This window comes from Streptomyces sp. NPDC052107, from assembly GCF_040680215.1.
In the GTDB taxonomy this organism is placed as follows: domain Bacteria; phylum Actinomycetota; class Actinomycetes; order Streptomycetales; family Streptomycetaceae; genus Streptomyces.
Genome location: NZ_JBFAWG010000103.1, coordinates 1 through 18,038 on the forward strand (window position 1 = coordinate 1; position 18,038 = coordinate 18,038).

The 18,038-nt window shown below is 67.7% G+C and carries 16 protein-coding genes, 1 pseudogene and 1 riboswitch; of the genes and pseudogenes, 10 read left to right on the plus strand and 7 right to left on the minus strand.

Annotated elements, in window-relative coordinates:
* Positions 1-225 (plus strand): annotated as a pseudogene (locus AB0M27_RS41395) (RNA-guided endonuclease TnpB family protein); the annotation flags it as partial.
* An 856-nt stretch (positions 226-1,081) separates the two neighbouring features.
* Here AB0M27_RS41395 and AB0M27_RS41400 read toward each other — a convergent pair.
* Both AB0M27_RS41400 and AB0M27_RS41405 read right to left on the minus strand, forming a co-directional pair.
* Positions 1,082-1,285: a cold-shock protein gene (locus tag AB0M27_RS41400; RefSeq protein WP_059130479.1), complete on the minus strand. Its 204-nt coding sequence runs from the start codon at positions 1,283-1,285 to the stop codon at positions 1,082-1,084.
* 642 nt (positions 1,286-1,927) lie between these two features.
* Entirely contained in the window at positions 1,928-2,218 is a 291-nt protein-coding gene (locus tag AB0M27_RS41405; RefSeq protein ID WP_365730271.1) for a CPCC family cysteine-rich protein, read from the minus strand.
* 202 nt (positions 2,219-2,420) lie between these two features.
* On the opposite strand from AB0M27_RS41405, the gene AB0M27_RS41410 reads away from it, so the two are divergent.
* Complete coding sequence (locus tag AB0M27_RS41410) at positions 2,421-2,630, plus strand: hypothetical protein (protein ID WP_365730273.1); 210 nt, start codon at positions 2,421-2,423, stop codon at positions 2,628-2,630.
* 195 nt (positions 2,631-2,825) lie between these two features.
* Here the strand turns inward: AB0M27_RS41410 and AB0M27_RS41415 are convergent, their stop codons facing one another.
* A complete protein-coding gene (locus tag AB0M27_RS41415) occupies positions 2,826-4,445 on the minus strand; it encodes a metallophosphoesterase family protein (RefSeq protein WP_365730274.1) in 1,620 nt (539 codons plus the stop codon).
* A 229-nt stretch (positions 4,446-4,674) separates the two neighbouring features.
* On the minus strand, positions 4,675-6,093 hold the full coding sequence (locus AB0M27_RS41420; protein WP_365730276.1) for a DHA2 family efflux MFS transporter permease subunit: 1,419 nt from the start codon (positions 6,091-6,093) through the stop codon (positions 4,675-4,677).
* A gap of 122 nt (positions 6,094-6,215) precedes the next feature.
* Between AB0M27_RS41420 and AB0M27_RS41425 the strand changes: the two genes are divergently transcribed.
* Both AB0M27_RS41425 and AB0M27_RS41430 read left to right on the plus strand, forming a co-directional pair.
* Positions 6,216-7,268, plus strand: a complete 1,053-nt coding sequence (locus AB0M27_RS41425; protein ID WP_365730279.1) for an RNA polymerase subunit sigma-70 — start codon at positions 6,216-6,218, stop codon at positions 7,266-7,268.
* Between the two features lie 208 nt (positions 7,269-7,476).
* Entirely contained in the window at positions 7,477-8,583 is a 1,107-nt protein-coding gene (locus AB0M27_RS41430) for an FAD-dependent oxidoreductase (RefSeq protein ID WP_365730299.1), read from the plus strand.
* Between the two features lie 255 nt (positions 8,584-8,838).
* Here AB0M27_RS41430 and AB0M27_RS41435 read toward each other — a convergent pair whose 3' ends face one another.
* Together AB0M27_RS41435 and AB0M27_RS41440 are read right to left on the minus strand one after the other, a co-directional pair.
* Positions 8,839-9,717 carry an MBL fold metallo-hydrolase gene (locus AB0M27_RS41435; protein ID WP_365730281.1) on the minus strand — a complete coding sequence of 293 codons (879 nt, stop codon included), beginning with the start codon at positions 9,715-9,717 and terminating at the stop codon, positions 8,839-8,841.
* Positions 9,718-9,728: 11 nt separating this feature from the next.
* Positions 9,729-9,796, minus strand: a riboswitch (guanidine-III (ykkC-III) riboswitch).
* Positions 9,797-10,243: 447 nt separating this feature from the next.
* Positions 10,244-10,819: a CGNR zinc finger domain-containing protein gene (locus tag AB0M27_RS41440; RefSeq protein WP_365730283.1), complete on the minus strand. Its 576-nt coding sequence runs from the start codon at positions 10,817-10,819 to the stop codon at positions 10,244-10,246.
* 82 nt (positions 10,820-10,901) lie between these two features.
* On the opposite strand from AB0M27_RS41440, the gene AB0M27_RS41445 reads away from it, so the two are divergent.
* The 5 genes from AB0M27_RS41445 to AB0M27_RS41465 all read left to right on the plus strand — a co-directional run bounded on the left by AB0M27_RS41445 (position 10,902) and on the right by AB0M27_RS41465 (position 14,470).
* A complete protein-coding gene (locus AB0M27_RS41445) occupies positions 10,902-12,074 on the plus strand; it encodes an epoxide hydrolase family protein (RefSeq protein WP_365730285.1) in 1,173 nt (390 codons plus the stop codon).
* Positions 12,075-12,384: 310 nt separating this feature from the next.
* On the plus strand, positions 12,385-12,828 hold the full coding sequence (locus AB0M27_RS41450) for an SMI1/KNR4 family protein (protein WP_365730287.1): 444 nt from the start codon (positions 12,385-12,387) through the stop codon (positions 12,826-12,828).
* A 45-nt stretch (positions 12,829-12,873) separates the two neighbouring features.
* Positions 12,874-13,641: a transposase gene (locus AB0M27_RS41455; RefSeq protein ID WP_365730289.1), complete on the plus strand. Its 768-nt coding sequence runs from the start codon at positions 12,874-12,876 to the stop codon at positions 13,639-13,641.
* Between the two features lie 203 nt (positions 13,642-13,844).
* Complete coding sequence (locus tag AB0M27_RS41460; RefSeq protein ID WP_365730290.1) at positions 13,845-14,099, plus strand: hypothetical protein; 255 nt, start codon at positions 13,845-13,847, stop codon at positions 14,097-14,099.
* Positions 14,096-14,470: a PIN domain-containing protein gene (locus tag AB0M27_RS41465; RefSeq protein ID WP_365730292.1), complete on the plus strand. Its 375-nt coding sequence runs from the start codon at positions 14,096-14,098 to the stop codon at positions 14,468-14,470. Before AB0M27_RS41460 ends, AB0M27_RS41465 begins: the two co-directional genes overlap by 4 nt.
* A gap of 687 nt (positions 14,471-15,157) precedes the next feature.
* On the opposite strand, the gene AB0M27_RS41470 is transcribed toward AB0M27_RS41465, so the two are convergent.
* Positions 15,158-15,457 carry an IS3 family transposase gene (locus tag AB0M27_RS41470; protein ID WP_365730294.1) on the minus strand — a complete coding sequence of 100 codons (300 nt, stop codon included), beginning with the start codon at positions 15,455-15,457 and terminating at the stop codon, positions 15,158-15,160.
* Positions 15,458-16,225: 768 nt separating this feature from the next.
* Between AB0M27_RS41470 and AB0M27_RS41475 the strand changes: the two genes are divergently transcribed.
* Positions 16,226-17,410 carry a S53 family peptidase gene (locus AB0M27_RS41475; protein WP_365730297.1) on the plus strand — a complete coding sequence of 395 codons (1,185 nt, stop codon included), beginning with the start codon at positions 16,226-16,228 and terminating at the stop codon, positions 17,408-17,410.
* Positions 17,411-18,038 lie beyond the last annotated feature (628 nt).

Below are 18,038 nucleotides of genomic sequence, written 5' to 3' on the forward strand. Positions count from 1 at the left end.
TGGGCGCGCTGCCGGTGGATCTGGAATGAGTGCGTCGCGAAGTCCAGGCAGGTGCACGCGCAGAGCCGGGCGACCGGCGAGAAGTTGACCTGTGGGCCGGGGCAGTTGGACAAGATGCTGACCCAGGCACGCGGGGTCACGCCATGGCTGGCTGAGGGCGCGTCGGCGCCGCGGCAGCAGGTGATACGCGACTTTGCCAAGTCCCGTGCCAAAGCGCTGAAGGACACTTCACTCGACGAGAACGTATGCCTGCACCGCGTGCGCAGCCCTGTCCCCCAGGGACAAGAACTCCGCCCGCGTGATGCTGGTCCGGGCAGGTTGGAACCCGGACGGTGTCGAGGGCGTAAGACCACCCGAGCCGCCGGCTCCGGTGGCGGCCTGAGCCGTAAATCCCCGCTCAGCCCTGGAGGGTGACGAATCCCCTCCCTTCAGGGAGGGGAGCCTTCAAGGACCTCCCTCTGCCTAGGCGTGGGTGGCAGCGGCGGGGCCGTCTGATAGCCCCGATCTACATCGGAGCTGGGCTGCGGTCCGACCTCCACTCCGGAGAGGATGCCCCGGATCGTAGAGGGGGCACCGATGCCGAAGATGAAGGCCGGCCACGGCCCACCGATCTGGTCATGCGCGGCGGTGGCCACCACGGATCCCAATACGAGCCCGGCGGCCAGTACGAACAGCCGCGGCCACAACTCACCTTCCGCGCGCCACGGCCAGGTGTACCCGGCCGAGACGACGGCTGCGGACAGGGACAGCACCGAGGCCGCTCCACCACCGTCTGCGAGGCGATGATCACCACCCTCCGGCCCCCAGGCTTCCGCGCACAGCATCCGCGCTGCCCAGGCCGACCTTCTCGACGCGCTGCCCGGCGTGTACCTCCCCGACCTTGACGAGTTGCGGGCCCGCGGAGCGCCCGGTGCCCAGCCTGCGCCGCCGCCGAGCCCGCGCCGCGCTCTCGGAGCCGGCGGCCGCGCGGGCGAGGACCCGCCCGGTTGATGTCGGTCAGTCAGCCCGAAGCGCTCGCGGCCGGCGGCCAGACACGGAGGCCCGGCACCCTCCACGGTGCCGGGCCTGTTCGGGAGCTGGGTCAGATGACGCGGATGTTCTCCGCCTGGGGGCCCTTTTGGCCTTGGGTGACGTCGAACTCCACGTGCTGGCCCTCCTGCAGTTCGCGGAAGCCCTGAGCGGCAATGTTGGAGTAGTGGGCGAAGACGTCCGGGCCGCCGCCCTCCTGCTCGATGAAGCCGAAGCCCTTCTCCGCGTTGAACCACTTCACAGTGCCCTTGGCCATGCCTGTCTCCTTCGAGGGGGTTCGGGCCCGCATGGTGCGGGCCCGGAGGTAATAGCCCTGGTCCGGAGAGGGCTGTACAGCAAAGGGCCCGCGGGCAAGGTGACCACGGGCGCACGACTTCGGAACCACGACTGCTCTGCGGATAACGCTAATCCCTCTGCTGGGGCACCGCTAGACCGAAACGCTGCCAGCCCCGTCATGCGCCGATGCAGGTACTGCCGCGAGTTGTTGAAGGCGACAGCCTGCTTGTGGCAAGGGCCCTTACGGTTCCTTCGGTGTCACAGTTATGCCGCTGGGGATGTCAGTCCCACGTGTCGAGACCACGCGACATCATGCGCTCATGAAGCTCCTCGGGTATATCCGTCAGTGAGTTCGACGTCGGTGATGCCGGTCTCCTCGGCGAGTTCCCTGAGCGCGGTCTCCTCGCGCAGCGACGGTCCAGGGGCGCCGGCCGAGCAGCCCGAGGGCGGGCCTCGGACCCCAGCGCGGTCAGTAGCCGAAGAAGTGAAGGGCCGGGTCTTTGACCTGCGGCCGTGTAATCGGTCAACGCTGTGACCTGCGGCTCAGCTGTCATCGGTTGTCAGCGTTGGTCGTCGTGGAGCACCCTTTGACGGCCCCGGGACGGCCCGTCAATGGGTGATGTCAGGACAGCGGATGCTCGTGTGACAGTGGCTCCCGAACGAACTGGGTGCGCCGCTCGTCGCAGGCACCCATGGCGTGGAAGTTCCGACGGGCCTCAGTCAGACTCAGCCGGCCGTTCGGTCCGCCGCGTACCCTGTCGGCGTCCTGATCGTCCTGGCCGTCGTCCTCCCAGAAGCACACGGGGCAGATCTCGTAGAGGCCGCGCTCGGCAAGCGTCAGGTAGTCGCAGCACGGACACCGATAGGGCCCGTCCTCTGGGCCGCGGTTCACGTTGATGAAGGGTTCGGTCACGGCCGCATCCTGGCGAAGTCCCGCTGCCTGCGCATCTGGATATGCAGCCCGATCTACGTCCCAGTTTGGAAGACGCCGTATGCGGGCCTTGGCTGACCTGCCGAGCCTCCGACCTGGGGCGGAGCGCAGCCGGGCGGGTTGTTCCCCACGGTTCCCCTTTGCGTCCCCTCGGAACGGGCACGCAGCGGGCACGTGAGCCCCCGTGATCGCGCCGATGAAGCTGGGCATTCCTCCCCGCAACGAAGAAGTACTGACGCCTGCGGAGGCCCGCGCCCGCTACGGCTACGCCAAGCCGGCGGAAGCACACCTCGAACTCCGGGCCCGGCAAGCCGCACGCGTCTTGGGTGACGGCAAGGCACCCAGCGGGCGGGGGCTCATCGAGTCCCAGGAGATCCTGGGACCGCTCTCGTAGCCACCACCTTCCACCAGGGGGCAACCGCAGATAGTCGGCGCGGGAAGCCCTGACAGCAAGGCGGGCACGGGTACGTGACCGGGACGTCCGCGACGACCTCAGTCCCGCGATGTCACCATCGCGGGAATGGGGGAGCGTTGGTTGCGCCATCGGCAGGAGTGTGGGTCGGTTCACTCCTGCCGCCCGGGTGTACGGTCAGCGGCCGCCGTCGGAACGCTTCCGCTGCAGAGTGAATTTCTCGAAGACCGACAGCTCACCGTTCGGCTTGTTCACGTTGTAGTAGGTGACGTACATGCTCGTCGTGTCGCCGGGGTGACGGCCGGGGTCGACGGTGAACGCTGCGAAGCCGTAGGGGTGGTCCTCGTCGCGGGTGCCCCGCCAGATTGCCTGCTCCTTGGCGTAGTTGGAGCCGCCGGTGCTGTTGAAACCGGTGATCACCTTGGCGGTGCCGTCCTTGAAGAACGACTGGTTGTTCGTGCCGGACACCCCGCCACCGCCGAGCACCATGTGCACGGTGCCGAAGGAGGTGTCGACGACGTCGGTCGCCTGAGAGACCGGGTTGGGGGTGAGGGTCTCGCTGCCCGCGACGACGCCGCGCACGGCGAGTGACCGCTCGTAGTTGTGCTCGTGGCCGCACACCACCAGGTCGACGCCGTACCTGTCGAAGAGCGGCCCGTAGTTCTGACGCAGCGCCATGTCGGAGCCACTGGCGTCGGAGGAGCTGATCATGACTTGGTGCATCGCGACGACGACCCAGTCGATGTCGCGCGAGGCCCGGGCGGCCTTCAGCTCCCGCTCGAGGAAGGCGAGCTGGCGGCCACCGGAGTAGCCGGCGATGTAGTAGTCACTCGCGTGCTGGTAGACGTAGTCGTCGTTCTGCAGCACGATGACGCGGACCGAGCCGGCGGTGAACGCGTACCACAGGCCGGCGAGCTCGGGGTCGGTCTCGGTCGACGGCAGCGTGAAGTACGCCTGGAAGGCGTCCATGCCGATCGGGCCGTTGCCGGACTCGATCTCGTGGTTGCCGGCCGCGGGCATCCAGGGGCGGAAGCGGGCCGAGCGGGTGTTGTTGGTGAAGAAGTTGTTCCAGGTGCGGACCCGGTCGACATCCCTGTTGGCGTAGCACAGGTCGCCGTTGAGCAGGTGGAACAGCGGCGCGACCTGCTCGATTCCGGTCACGATGTCCTTGCTGGCGGGCGTGGAGTTGTTGTCGAGCGTGGGCGTACCGTCGGACGACCACGACACCTGCGGCGCCGCCTGGTCGCCGAAGCTGGTGAAGGTGAGGGGGGCGCGCCCGCGCGGCGCTGTGCGGAAGGTGCCGCTGTCGGGGGTGGCACCCTCGTGGGAGACCACGTACACGTAGTCGGTGTTGTGGTGCAGCTGGTTCAGAGCGGCGTGGTGGACGTAGACCGTGCGTCCGGACTTGCCGTCGGCGTAGGTGCGGGTCGTGGCCGCGACGCTCGAGCCCACGCCGCCGTCGAACGTGCCGTAGCGCACGATCGGCTGGTTGACCGGACCGTCCGTGAGCCAGGAGACGATCATCTGGGTGCTCGGGTCCGCACCGAACGTCAGGTGCAGGCCCTGCACGGGCGAGGCCCCCGTCTTGCCGGGCGCGACGTGGAGAGCGGGAGCGCCGTGCTGTTCGGCCGCCGCCGCGGGGCCGACGCCCAGCAGCGCGGTCGCGGCGGCTCCGGTGCCCGCCGTGCCCAAGAGCCCCAGGGCGTGCCGGCGGCTGACCCCGCCGGTCGTGGTCGGCTCGCTCGACGCGCTGGATCTGTCGGATGTCGTGCTGGACGTTTGGGTCGGTGTGTCCACCGTTGTTCCTTCCCGAGTGTGTCGAAGTCGTGCGCACCCTTTCGCGCCCCGGCGGCCAAGTGGTGAATTACGTTTGGCCGAACTTCGATCACAAGACGGCTCGTTGTCCGCGTAAACGGGGGTGTCCCGAACCGGAACTGGAAGAACAGCGGCGGATCCGCCCGTCGGCGGCAAGCAATCAGTAGGGTTTTTCCCTTCCATTGTTGGTTGTTGTGTTCGGACAGGGTGGTCAGGCGGTGGGGCTGCCTGTGTCGACAAGCCGCGCGGCGGGGGCCGACGTGGACCGGCTGGCGTGGCGGCCGCGCAGTGCCGAAGCGGTGCCCACCCCGAGCAGGGACATCGCGGCGACGATCTCCAGCGCGGGACGGAAGCCCGCGGCGAACGTGGTGGCCGTGCCGCCGGCGGCGGTGAACACGGTGGTCGCGATCGCGACACAGAACACCGCGCCCAGCCGTTGCAGAGTGCTGTTGGTGCCCGATGCCTTGCCCATCTCCTCCGGCCGCACCGCATTGATCGCCGCTGTGGCCGCGGTCGGCAGCGCCATCGAGATGCCGATACCGGCCACCACCAACGGCGTCACCAGCACCGCATAGTGCGGTCGGCCGTCGGCGAGCAGAGCGAACCAACCCAGCCCCACGGCCTGCAACAGCAGACCGATGGCCAGCACCGGGCGCCGCCCAATCCGGTCGGACAACCGCCCGGCGACCGGGGCGATCAGCAGCGGGGTGGCCGTCCACGGCAGGAGGTGCAGCCCGGTGCCTAGCGGCGAGTAGCCCAGCACCAGCTGGCAGTACTGCGCGATCAGGAACGCCGACGCGGTCACCGCGCCGCTCATCAGGAAGGCACTTGCGTTAGCCGCGGCGACGTCACGCACCCGGAACAACTGCGGCGGCAGCAACGGCGTGGCCGTGCGCCGTTCCCAGGCGACGAACCCGGCCACCAGCGCGAGCCCGAGCGCCAGCACGACCACGGTCTGCGCAGCGCCCCAACCGACCTCGCCGGCTCTCACCAGGCCCCAGACCAGCGCGAACACGCCCCCGGTCAGCAGGGCAACGCCGGGCACGTCCAGCCGAACTGCCTGCCCCCGCGACTCCGGCAGCCGGGCACCGGACAGCGCGAGCGCGGCGAGCCCGATCGGCACGTTCACCCAGAAGATCCAGTGCCAGTCCAGGCCTTGAGTCACGGCGCCGCCTACCAAGGGACCAGCGGCGACCGCCAGCCCGCCAAGGCCGCCCCAGATACCGACAATCGCGCCCCGCCGCTGCGGCGGGAACGCCTGGGTCAGGATGGTGAGGCTCAGCGGCATCACCGCGGCAGCACCGACCCCCTGCACGGTGCGCGCGGCCAGCAACGCCGCCACGCTCGGCGCGAGCGCGCAGCCGGCCGACGCCACCGTGAAAACCGCGAGACCGGCCATGAACACCGCCCGGCGTCCGTAGCGGTCGCCCAGCGCGGCCGCGGTGATGATGACCGCCGCGTAGGTCAGGCCGTAGGTGTTGACCGTCCATTGCAGCGTCATCATCCCGGCGTGCAGGTCCCGCCCGATCACCGGCAGCGCGGTGGTGACCACCAGCGCGTCCAGCGCGACCATGAAGAACGCCACCGATGTGATCGCCAACGTCCAACCTGGACGGTGTGCCTGGTTCATCGAACTCAACTCCCTTGCTCTCGGTGTGTCTGTCACTCGTGCAGACACCGGCCCGGTCGCGAACGGAACGGTGCGCGCGGAATTTCTCGAAAAATGTCGGTGGGGCATGGCAGGCTGTGGTCGTGCAACAGGCCACCCTGGACCGGGCCCGCGCCGGAGACGAGCAGGCGTTCCGCGAGCTGACCGAACCGCACGGGCGGGAACTGCTGGTGCACTGCTACCGGATGCTCGGCTCGCTGACCGACGCCGAGGACGTACTGCAGGAGACCTTGGTGGCGGCGTGGCGTGGGCTGGGCGGTTTCCAGCAGCGGTCGTCACTGCGCTCGTGGCTGTACCGGATCGCCACCAATCAGTGCCTCAACGCGCTACGCGCTGCCAGCCGGCGAGTCGTGCCCGAACCGGTGCCGCCGTTCCAGCCACCCGAGCCGACCAGCCGGGACGAGATCACCTGGCTGCAGCCGTTCCCGGACACCCTGCTGGACGCGATCGCCGACACCGCGCCCGGACCGGACGTGCGGTACCAGGCCAGCGAAGCGGTGGAACTGGCGTTCGTGGCCGCCTTGCAGCGGATGCCACCACGCCAAGCCGCCACACTCGTACTGCGCGACGTGCTCGGCTTCGACACCAATGAAGTGGCCGACATGCTCGGCACCAGCCAGACCGCGATCAAGGGCGCCCTGCAACGTGCCCGCGCCGCGGTGGACGCGGCGTCCGGGAGGGAGGAACCAGCGGACCGGCGCGGGTCAGCGGGGGAGCGCGACAAGGTGGCCCGTCGCTTCGCCGACGCCTTCGTCGCCGCCGACGTCGACGGCCTGATCGCGCTGCTCACCGACGACGCGTGGTTGTCCATGCCGCCGGTGCCCCACCAGTACCACGGCCACGACGCGATCGCCGAATTCTTCCGGGTGGCATTCGACTACCGGGGCGAGCGCGACGTATTTCTACTGCCCACGTATGCCAACACGCAGCCCTCGCTCGGTAGCTATGTCAGCCAACCGGGCAAGCCGGTGGCCACGCCGGGCGGGCTCATCGTGCTCGACATCACCGGCGGGCAGATCCGCGCGATCACCCGCTTCCACCTCGACGCCCTCTACCCACGCTTCGGCCTCCCCGAATCGGTACCGACCCAGGCCGCGGCCGGCCCCCGTCAAGGTCCAGGGCCGCGAAGTTACTGACTTCGGCTCGTCAGGGTGAACTTCCTTCAAGTCCCTGATGGGCCCGGAGCGGGGGCTGTATCCCGGGGTGTGTGAGGTATGGGGATGGGGGTCGGGCTGAGGCTTCCCCAGGCAAGGACAACCGCGGCAGGCGGTGACTGGTGCTTGCATGCTAGGAACGGGAGTTCGCCGGTGACCTGGGAAGGGGGCGTTCGTGAGGATCGGGTCCGTGTATCGGCCTGAACGTGTTGCTGTCATCGGAGTGGGCATCCTCGGAGCCAGCGTGGGCTGGAACCTGTCCCGGCAGGGCGCCGAGGTGGTCTTCATCGACGCAGGCCAGCCGGGCGAAGGCGTCACCAACTGGTCTTTCTCGTGGGTCAATGCCAGCAACAAGTCTGCGCGCAAGTCCTACTTCGACCTGAACGTCGCGGGCATGGCAGCCCATCGTGAGCTTGCCAGGGCTATCGGGCCAGACTCATGGTGGTATCCCAGCGGCCACCTGCGCTGGGCAGACGAACCGGCAGCGCAGATGAAGCTTCTGGAAACAGCCGGAGTGCTGGCAAGCTGGGACTACCGGGTCGAGGTGTGCACGGGGGCTGAGGTGCGCCGCCTCGAACCTGCTCTCACGGTGCCCGGCGAGGTTCCAGTCGTGTTCTACCCAGACGAAGCATGGGTGCACGGACGTCATCTCGTCGGCCGCCTGGTCGGCCAGGCTGTTGCATCTGGCGCCGAGCTCCGGTCCGGTACCGCGGTCTGTGAGGTCGGCACCGGTGCCGACGGGAGCATCCGGACGGTTGCTCTGTCCGATGGGAGCTGTCTCGACGTCGACATCGTCGTGAATGCAGCGGGCCCCAGCGCCTCCCACGTCGCCGGGCTCATCGCACGGCAGTTGCCGATGCGTCGGGAACCCGGCGTCGTCGCCCGGATCGGCTGTGCTCAGGTCCCGGTTCGCCGGGCCATGCACGCGCCTCACATCGAGATCCGTCCTGACGGGGACGCTTCGGTGGTTCTCCACAGCCGCGAGATCGACGCACTCATCGACGCAGGCGAAGATCCAGCGGAACTCGCACGGCTGCTCCACGAATCGGCGCGGCACGTCGTTCCCGAGCTCGGCAACTCCCGCATCGAGCAGACACGGGTAGCCCACCGGCCTATCCCGGCCGACGGATTCCCCTCGGTGGGAGCGGTGCCGTCTGTGCCGGGCTACTACGAGGCCGTTTCCCACAGCGGCATCACGCTCGGGCCGGTAATCGGTCGGCTGCTTGCTTCGGAGATCCTCAGCGGGACGAGAGATGAGTTGCTGGCGGATTTCCGCCCAGAGCGGTTCCCCTCGTGACGGCTCGGGCAAGCGCCACCAGCATCGCGACCAGGCGGGGGCGTCTCCGTGCGCCCGGAACAGGCTTGTAAGCCGCGCCGCCGCGTCAGGCGAGCCGGAAGGGCCGGCCGGGGGTCCTCCACCTGTGCCGCTCCACCCCACGCACGAGTTACTGACTTCGGCTCGTGCCGATGCGGGGCGATGTGCGGCGAGCATGGCAGCATTGGTGAGCAACGTGGAGCCCTTGCCGGGCTGGCGGTACTTCTGGGGCAGGGCTCAGTCGTCTGGGCAGATGACGAAGAGGGGGCGGGCGAGTCGGTGGGGCTGGTCGCCGATCTCGTTGAGTGCGGTGCGGATCTCGTGGAGGTGGCCGGTGGTCATCTGCAGCGGGGGTTCGTGGGGTTGGTAGGTGGTGCGGACCGGGTAGTCCACGCCCGGTTCGGTAGTCATCTCGATGTGGCAGCCCAGGACGTGGGTGACCGGCCTGTGTTCGGAGAAGTCGATCAGGCGGTCGATGGTCCGGGCGAAGGCGGACCAGTCCTGGACGTAGAGTCGGCCGGGGTAGACCGTGTCGCCGGTGAGCAGGAACCCGGTCCACGGGTCGTAGAACGTCACGGCTGCCTCGTGGTGCCCGGGGGTGGCCAGGCACTCGAGCCTGCGGCCTCCCAGATCGACCCTCGCCACGGCGGCGGGGTTCTCGTCGAATCCGAAATACTTCCAGGCGTTGGTCAGGTCGGCGCTCACTACCGTGGTGTCGGGGCGGTCGGCGAACTGGCCGTCGCCCGCGATGTGGTCGTCGTGGGCGTGGGTGTGCAGTACCAGCAGGTGATACCCCTGCCGGGGGTGGCGGGCAAGCCAGCCGTCGACGAGCTGGTCTACCACCTGGCGCAAGGGGAAGAACTCGGTGGACGCGGTGGCTCCGGTGTCGATCAGCACCGCCTGTGTATTGCCGAACAGCAGGAACAGGAACGGCGCTTCGTAGTCGATCGCCATGTTCTGGCGCAGGATGACCGTGTGCTCGTCGTACTCGTAGACCTGGACGTCCGGGTCAGTGTTGTGCTTGGACGACGGTGAGCCGTGGATCCAGCGGACGTCTAAGGCGCGAGGCCGGGGAGCCGGGCTGTCGAAATCGATGACGGATGTGGCTGCAGTCATGACGCCTCCTGAGTGCGTCGTCTTAGCAGGCCGGGTACGGCGCACATCTCGTCCGGGGCGGGCACCTATGAGCCTCCGCCGCGACGCTACCACGAGATTGATCGACGGCTCTGCCGCCCGGCGTCCGTGCGGCGATACCCCATGCGCCTGGTGCTCGCCGTGCTGGTCTTCGCGAAGGCGGACACCTACCTGGGGGAGCCGCGCGTTCATCGCGGACAGCGAGGAGTACCGGAACGAGGAGTCCTGGGAGGACGACGCGCCCGGTGCGGCCGGCTGCCCTTGCGGGAGCGAGGAGTTCGAAGTCGCCGTCGCGTTCTCGCTCGGCGGCGACGGATCGGTCCGCTGGGTGACCGTGGGCCTGCGGTGCATCAAGGACGGATTCTGCGGGGTCTATGCCGACTGGAAGATCGACTACAGCCCCACGGACCACCTCCTGACCATGGTCTTTGGTGGTGCCGCTGGGGTGCACCCAACGCGACAGATGTGTCGCAGGCGTGGGGCCCACTTTGATGTACCGAGGTAACGATCACTCCGCTGATCTGGGGTTTTTGCGCTGGTTGGCATTGAAGCGTGCTTTCTTCTGACGATTCCCGCACGTGTTCATGTCACACCATTTACGGGTGCGACTTTGGCTGGTGTCGAAGAAGGCGGCTTGGCAGGTTGGTGATGCGCACAAGGCCAATTTTCCGTCCCGTTCGCCTGCGATGATGCCGATCGCGTCGGCGGCGATCACGCTGAGGGCATCTTCCACGCAGGAAGCCGAGCTGAGCCGCCATTGCCGCTTACCCTCGGGCGTCAGGATCGCCGCGGCCCGACCCTGGACGCTGCAGTCATTGATGACTTGGACAGCAGATGCAGGGAGAGCGTCCTGGATCGCGGCCGCTGTCGCGGCGGCGTGAATCGACTCCCTCAGTTCCCGAGCGAGGTCGAGCTGGGCAGTGGTGCAGGAGTCCACGGCGAGGCCGTTCACTGCCAGCCAGTCGACGAGTCGCTGCGGCGTGGGAATGCGCTCCACAGCGTTGCCATGACGCTCCGACAGAGTCCCCGTGAAGCTGGTCGCCAGCACGTTGCCGAGGCGGAAGTCGGGAAACGCAGCACGCATGGAACCACCTTAGCCGGTTGCAGCGTGGCCCGGAGAACTGCTAGAACCGCCTTAGACGGTTCCATGATGGTCAGGAGGTCTCATGCCCCGTCCAACCAGCGACGTGCAAGCATTTGAAGCCCACGCGACTGACGCTGACCTCGACGATCTGCGCGCGCGACTAGCCGCGGCGCGACTACCGGAGGCCGAGACGGTCTATCGCGCCGCGCCCGACCCTCGCCGATGGGAACAGGGCGTTCCTCTCGCCGACCTCGTCGATGTCGTGAACTACTGGCGCACCGGGTACAACTGGCGGTCGTTCGAAGAACGCCTCAACCGGATCGGCCAGTTCCGCACGACCATTGATGATCTGGGAATCCACTTCCTGCACCGCCGATCCGCGCGCGCAGATGCCACTCCTCTGATCTTGACGCACGGCTGGCCCGGCAGCATTGCTGAGTTCATCGATGTAGTAGACGAGATGGCAGATCCGAAAGATGCAGACGCGTCGGCGTTCCACGTCGTGGTTCCATCGCTACCAGGCTTCGGTTACAGCGACAAGCCGGCCAACACCGGGTGGGGGACCGAAAAGATCGCGGCCGCATGGGTGGAACTGATGGGAAGGCTCGGCTACAGCAAGTTCGCAGCCCACGGCGGCGACTGGGGAGGTAATATCACCACGGTTCTCGGCGGCAGGTTCCCGGCGCACGTTCTCGGCATCCACACAACGTTCGCGGAGGGACCGCCCGGGTTGACAATGGACGGGCTGACGGCGGTCGAGCGCAAGTGGACCGAGGAAACCCGCGATTTCTGGCGCCACCGCGCGGCGTACGCGAAGCAGCAGGCGACCCGACCGCAGACCATCGGCTACTCGCTCGTCGACTCACCGGTCGGGCTTCTTGCCTGGATCCTTGACAAGTTCGCCGAGTGGTCAGACACCGAAGATAGCCCGTTCGAGACGATATCCAGAGACCGCGTTCTTGACGACGTCACCCTGTATTGGCTGACGCGGACCGGCGCATCGTCGGCCCGCATTTACTACGAAAGCCACAACTCGCTCGATCCCGAACTTCGGGTCGACGTCCCGTCAGCAATCAGTATGTATCCCCGCGATATCGAGAAGTGTCCGCGCGCCTGGGCACAGGAGCGGTACCGACAGATCGTCCGATGGAGGTCGCCCGAAATCGGGGGACATTTCCCGTCGCTGGAGGTTCCCGAGTATTACGTCAAAGATTTACAAGAAGGCCTCGCGGCAGTGCTGGCCGCTAATCAGTGAACGCGGCTGGGTGACGGCACACGGACGGGGCCAGGGGGGCGGGGGCCTCCGCCTGGGGGAGGAAGAGGATCACCGCGGTCACAGGATGGCACCGGATTCGGCCAGGCAACAGGGTTGTGACTGGTTTTAGCCGCATGGCGGGGTCAGCCTTGGTATCCGGCCCTAAGGGCTGTCCCGCATTGCCGGGGGCGGTGAGTGACCGGCTCGGCCGGGGCCGTACGGTTCGGCTCGTTGATCAGTCACGCTGGTCGAGGGGCGGGCCCCGGCTGGCGCCGACGGACTGTAGGCCGGTTCGATCCAGGCCAGACTCATGGAGGTCGAATCAACTGTGTGGTCCGAAGTCGTTGCGGCCCTGCCCAGCACGGTCGTCTTCCAATCCCCTGCATCGGAGTCGTCGCTGATCCGCTGCACCACGATCCTCGGCCATCCACTGTCTCAGGACCTTGCTGCTCTCCTACGCGAGAGCAACGGCATCGAGGGCGAGTACGGAGACGGACTCATCTGGTCTGCCGAGCGCATCGCCTCTGAGAACCAGAGCCTTCGCGAGGACGCTGAGCTCGCCACCCTCTACATGCCGTTCGATCCGCTGCTCTTCTTCGCGGACGCGGGAAACGGAGACCTGTTCGCGCTCCTCTCCAGGATCGACCGTCCCGATGTCTTCGTCTGGAACCACGAGGACGACAGCCGCACCTGGGTGGCACCGAGCCTGGCCAAGTACCTCGAATGGTGGCTGACAGGGCAGATCAAGCTGTAGCGCCACGCCTCGCGATCCAATCGCTCGCGATGAGATGATCTTGACGTGGCTGGTGTGATCACGGCGTCGGAACCGTCCTGGATAGCCCCGTTCACCGGGCTGAGCCCGCGCGACTTTCGCAAGCTGATCACCAGTCTGCGACGGGAAGGAGCCGAACGAACTCGTCCGGGGCGCCCCTGGTCGCTGCCGCTGGAGGACCGAGTGCTCCTGGTCGCGGCATACTGGCGAACCAACTTGACACTGCGGCAACTGGCGCCCCTGTTCGGCATCTCAAAGTCCAGCGCCGACCGCATCATCGACCACACGGGGCCACAGCTCGCCCTCAAACAGCGGTGGCGCTTCCAGAGGGACACCGTGCTCATCGTCGACGGCACCCTCGTGCCGACCCGCGATCACACCATCGCCGAGCAGTCCAAGAACTACCGCTACTCGACCAACCACCAGGTCGTCATCGATGCCGACACCCGCTTGGTCGTCGCGGTCGGACGACCAGTGCCCGGCAACCGCAACGACTGCAAGGCGTGGGCCGAATCCGGGGCCAAGCAAGCCGTAGGAAGGACCACGACGATCGCCGACGGCGGCTACCGGGGCACCGGACTCGTAATCCCGCACCGCCGCCCGGCCGGCGGTGAACTGTGCGAGTGGAAGCAGGACCACAACCGCTCTCACAAACAAGTCCGGGCTCGGGTCGAGCACGTCTTCGCCCGGATGAAGACCTGGAAGATCCTGCGTGACTGCCGACTCAAGGGCGAAGGCGTCCACCACGCCATGCTTGGCGTCGCCCGCCTCCACAACCTGCTCCAAGCCGGATAGCCGGGCCACCGTCCCAGCAATCAGTACGCCTGGCACGCCTGCAAGATCGATTGCGGGACAAGCCTTAGGCCGGTGGGGGAGCCATGCTGTCCCGAGGCCGCCCCCGTCATCCGGGTGCCGTCTCTGTGGTGGGCCGCCAGCTGCGCCGACGGCGCGCTCGAAGACGTGATCCCGCCGGGTCTACCGGCGGTAGAATCGACTCCATGAGCAAGCCGACGAGCATCAAAACCAGCGAGGAAGTGCGTAACCGGCTGCGCATCCTTGCGGAGGAGCGCGGCACCACCATCACGGAGCTGCTAGAGGACCTCGCTGCCCGGGAGCTCACGGTTGCCGAGCGGGAGCAGCGCGCCCGAGAGGCTGCCCGGGAGCTCGGCATCGAGTACACCGAGCAGGTCCAGCAGGTCGGCCAGGACGCCTGGGCGAAGATCCGCGCCCATCAGGACGGCGCCGCGGCATGAACCTGACGGCTGTCCTGGACCACACCGCTCTGGCCGCCCTGTTCCGTGCGGATCCCTTCTTCACCGGCCTCTACATCGAGGCCTCGCGTGGCACTGGCCGGGTCATCATCCCGTCGCTGTCCGTGCTGGCCGCCGAACGGCAGGTCGCCGGTGCCGGCAAGCACGCGGCGTCCCTACGGTTCGCGGAGAACGTGCCGTTCACCTCGACGCACGCGGTGGACGCGATGGACTGGAGAAACGTCGACTGGCCGGTGGCGCACGCGGCAGCGATCGCCTGGCAGGCGGTGAGGGCGGGGGAACCACTCACTGTCCTGTCGCTGGAACCCGAGCTGTACGGGGGCACCGGCATTACTCCACTGAACCCGACCTGACCTTCGGCCTGGCGGGTCTGCGGCGCCGGCCACAGACGGTCATCAGATTGGTGGGTACGGAAAACGAGACGGCGACGCGCGACGAGCGGCTACGGGACCTGGAGGCGGATGTTGACGCCCTCGCCGATGCCGTCGGCGCGCCGCAGGAGCGCTCGATACCCAGCGTCTGGACACGATCGAACGAGTTCTGTTCGCTCTCGCCTGTGCGCAGGGCCTCGCCCCGTACAGCGTGTGGATCACCTATCGGCGCGAGACCGGGGCGACGGAGCACACCTGGAACGCGAACGTCTCCGGCCATGATGTGACAGACGGCCGGTAGCGTGGCGTACATGATCCCGCACCAAGCGTCCGCCGTTGAGGCGTGGCCCAGATGGGTGACCAGCCGGGCGGCACAGGCCGTGTACGGCGAGCACCTGGTCCGCATCGGCCAGCTCATCCCGGCCCTGCTCTACAGCAACGTCATGGACCGCCGGGAGCTGACCGTGGCGCACGAGCGCGACGACCGGGACCAGATGGCCGGCAACGGTGGGCCCGCAGGCGAAGGAGGGCCGCGACGACCTGCTGGAGACAGCGGTCGTCCTGGACGTGCTCGCCCTGTGCCGCCCGCCAGGCGGACATCTGCCCTGGCCCTGACACGAGGAGCCCGGAGGGCCGGACGAAGCGGATGAACTGCGCAGACGGATGGGGTCACGTGCTTGGCGCGGGGGGCCGGTTGCCGGGCAGGCCGTGCGGGCCGGCGCACTGCATCAGCAGCTCCACGGTGTCGTGGCTGACGTGGATGCTCACGTCCAGACGGGGCTCGGCGTGCACCCGGCGGGAGCCGTAGGTGCCGCGGGAGGCGGTGTGGATGCCCACGATGGCCTCGGTCGGCCAGGCGTGCTTGACCAGGCGGTTCGACGGCGGACGGTCCTGCCAGGCGTAGTACCCGGACTCGGCGGCGTGCAGCACCCGGCTGGTCAGCTCCACCGGCAGGTGCTCACGGGCCATCACGCGGATGGCTTCGAACCGCCTTTTGGGGACGTCGCCTCACCCAGCAGTTCGCAGTGGACAGGATCTTGGAGCGTCCGCCGAGGTCAGCCGTCACATTCGACGGACCGTCACCTGCGTCCGGCCGTCCCTCCGGGGGCTTCGACGCCACCAACCGCTCCGCTCGGCACCAAGTGGGCGCGTGGCGCCATGTCGGGCTCCAGCGGCACCCGATCCCGCTCAAGCGTCGCCCACTCTTCGACGGTCAGACCGTGATGTATCTCACGAAGCAGTCAGATCTGAGCTATCTCGTAAAACCGATATAGCGGACATCGAACCGGTCGCGACTGCGCAGGAGGCAACCCGACACGCGAAGGCCCCGCTGTCACCTGGACTAAAGCCGTGCGACAACCAGGCCGGCATGCGCGCCCTCGATGGGTTGCCCAGGCCGTGCGGAACACGCTCGATATGGGCATAGGGCATTGAATCGGATGAAGAAGTGACAAGTCACACAGGGGCAAACTCTTGCCTCATGGACGCCCTCGGAGTGAGATCGGCGGTCAACGGCCGAGCTGGTCTAGTCCACTACGAGGAGCATCTATGCGCAGGATTCATGCGCGGCGGCGCACTGCGGTCGCCGCAGCCTGGGTCACCAGCCTCACCAGTTTCGCAGCGATAGCAGGGCTTTTGTCTGGTTCCGTCGCCGTCGCTGCACCCGTGCGACCGGCGCAAGAAGTCAAGCCCGTGCCGGCGGCCGGGCAGCAATCGCAGAGCGGGGCCGGCAGCCTGATGACCACTGCGCAGTGCCGGGCGAAGTGGGGGTTCGACTGCTACAACGCGATCCAGTACCGCCAGGCGTACAACCTGAACCCGCTGTACCGGGCGGGAGTGACCGGCAAGGGGCGCACGATCGTGATCGTGGATCCGTTCGGCTCGCCGACCATCCAGAAGGACCTGGATGTCTACAGCGCCCGGTTCGGCATCAAGAGCACCCATGTCGACGTGGTCAAGTGGGGCAACGTCCCGCGTTTCGACCCCGGCGACGCCGACCAGCTCGGCTGGGCCGGGGAGACCACTCTCGACGTGGAGATGGCGCATGCCGTCGCCCCGGACGCGCACATCGTCCTGGCGGAGACCGGGGTCGGCCGGATCGGGGACGGCACCACCGGCCTGCGAGAGGTCATGGACGCCGAGAAGTCGCTCATCGACCGCGGCGTGGGCGATGTGATCAGCCAGAGCTGGGGCGTGGCGGAGAACAACTTCCCCGGCTTCAGCAAGGGTGACTTCTCCAGCATCCAGAACCTGCGGTACGCCTTCAAGGACGCGGCCAAGCACGGTGTGACCGTCACCGACGCTTCCGGCGACAGCGGACCCACCGATACCACCACGAACGGCCAGACCACCTATCCGTATAGGGTCAACGCCTGGCCGACCGACGACCCCCTGGTGGTCTCGGTCGGCGGCACCCAGCTGCACCTGGACGCCAACGGCAACCGCATCGCGCCGGACAGCGTCTACAACGACCATGGCGCCAGCGGCGGCGGCCAGTCCCACGTCTTCGCCCGTCCCTCGTATCAGAATGGGGTGGCCGGCAATCACCGCAGCACCCCGGACGTCTCCATGTCCGCCGCGCTGAAGGGCGGCGGATGGGTGTACTCCAGCTACGACCCGAAGCGGGTCGGCTGGGAGGTCTACGTCGGCACCAGCGAGGCCAGCCCGCTCTTCGCAGGAATCGTGGCCCTGGCCGACCAGGTTGCCGGGCACCGGCTGGGGGACATCCACAAGGCGCTGTACTCGCTGTACGCGCAGTCCTCGTCGAAGTCGTCCACCGGGATCGTGGACGTGAAGGACGGCACGAACAACAGCTACGCGGGAGTCACCGGCTACACCGCGGTGAAGGGCTACGACATGGCGACCGGTGTCGGAACGATCGACGCGGCCCGCTTCGTCCCGGCCCTCGCCAAGGCCGGCTGACCGCATCCTGCCCCCGAGGCGCGGGCGCCCGGCGTACCACTGCCGGGCCCCGCGCCGGGACGGCGGCTCGTATACGCAGACGTACGCCGCTGGAAGGCGTAGGACCTGGCCGCGTCGCTTCGGCTGCCTGCGCGTTCGCAGGTGGAGTCGCGCGAATTGGACCGATGTGTGGGCGGGGCCTTCCGTGCCCGGACGGTGGAGATCACCTTTCTCGGCTATACCGGGGAGACGATCGTCGGCGCGCTTTGCCACCACATGGAGGAGCTTCTCGACGATCCCGGACCGACCAGGCGTGTCTGCATCAGAGTGCTCGTGCCGGATTTCGGGCAGCCCAAGGTTGTCCCGTCCAGGGTGGGGCCGAACGGTGAGCCGCTCGACGACCCCGCCGTGCGGCGTCACCGGGAACGGATGTGCCAGGGGTACGACCACGCGCTGTCCGCATTCGCGAAGCGGCTCAACGGGTTGGGGGCGGGTGACGGTGGACAGCGAGTTCCGTCTCTATCCCGGGATACCGAGGGACAAGATCTGCATCGTCAACCGGGAGTTGGTGCTGCACGGTCTTTACGATGTGGTCTCCCGGCCGGTCATGCGTCTGTCGGACCCTGAGTACTACGACCCCAAGGGCTAC

Bases quoted from the DNA above. Each gene is read 5' to 3' on its own strand.
- AB0M27_RS41400 (WP_059130479.1), bottom strand. From the start codon at position 1,285: ATGGCCAAGGGCACTGTGAAGTGGTTCAACGCGGAGAAGGGCTTCGGC.
- AB0M27_RS41420 (WP_365730276.1), bottom strand. From the start codon at position 6,093: ATGAACCAGGCACACCGTCCAGGTTGGACGTTGGCGATCACATCGGTG.
- AB0M27_RS41435 (WP_365730281.1), bottom strand. From the start codon at position 9,717: ATGACTGCAGCCACATCCGTCATCGATTTCGACAGCCCGGCTCCCCGG.
- AB0M27_RS41440 (WP_365730283.1), bottom strand. From the start codon at position 10,819: ATGCGTGCTGCGTTTCCCGACTTCCGCCTCGGCAACGTGCTGGCGACC.
- AB0M27_RS41445 (WP_365730285.1), top strand. From the start codon at position 10,902: ATGCCCCGTCCAACCAGCGACGTGCAAGCATTTGAAGCCCACGCGACT.
- AB0M27_RS41450 (WP_365730287.1), top strand. From the start codon at position 12,385: ATGGAGGTCGAATCAACTGTGTGGTCCGAAGTCGTTGCGGCCCTGCCC.
- AB0M27_RS41460 (WP_365730290.1), top strand. From the start codon at position 13,845: ATGAGCAAGCCGACGAGCATCAAAACCAGCGAGGAAGTGCGTAACCGG.
- AB0M27_RS41465 (WP_365730292.1), top strand. From the start codon at position 14,096: ATGAACCTGACGGCTGTCCTGGACCACACCGCTCTGGCCGCCCTGTTC.
- AB0M27_RS41470 (WP_365730294.1), bottom strand. From the start codon at position 15,457: ATGGCCCGTGAGCACCTGCCGGTGGAGCTGACCAGCCGGGTGCTGCAC.
- AB0M27_RS41475 (WP_365730297.1), top strand. From the start codon at position 16,226: ATGACCACTGCGCAGTGCCGGGCGAAGTGGGGGTTCGACTGCTACAAC.